Source organism: Mesorhizobium sp. M1C.F.Ca.ET.210.01.1.1 (assembly GCF_004791585.1).
Classification (GTDB): domain Bacteria; phylum Pseudomonadota; class Alphaproteobacteria; order Rhizobiales; family Rhizobiaceae; genus Mesorhizobium.
In genome coordinates, this window is record NZ_SRUU01000162.1 from 1 (window position 1) to 328 (window position 328).

1 protein-coding gene is annotated in these 328 nt (G+C 61.6%); it reads left to right on the forward strand.

Features of this window, described 5'->3' with window-relative positions:
* Nucleotides 1-263 (forward strand): LuxR C-terminal-related transcriptional regulator (locus EN853_RS33405; RefSeq protein ID WP_245517524.1); only part of this gene is annotated, 263 nt, incomplete at its 5' end.
* Nucleotides 264-328 lie beyond the last annotated feature (65 nt).

Here is a 328-nt window from a genome sequence, read left to right on the forward strand (position 1 = left end):
AAGCGCACCGGATATTGGCCCGCACGCTTGACGCAAAAGCGCTGCAGGCGGAGAATTTGGCGCTCCTGTCGCTGCTGACCGCGCGGGAGCGGGAGATACTTGAACGCATCGCGCTCGGTTTTACTTCGCGCCAGATCGCAGACGGACTTGGTCTGTCGCCACGCACGGTGGACAGCCATCGCGCCGCCATTGGCCTGAAGCTCGGCACAACCTCGCAGGCGGAAATGACAAGGCTTTGGCTGGAAGCGGGTGCGGATCGGTAGAACTACCGAGCAGCCGGAAAGTCTTACGGATTCGCGGCTCAACGCCATCCGCTTAAACTGCAGTC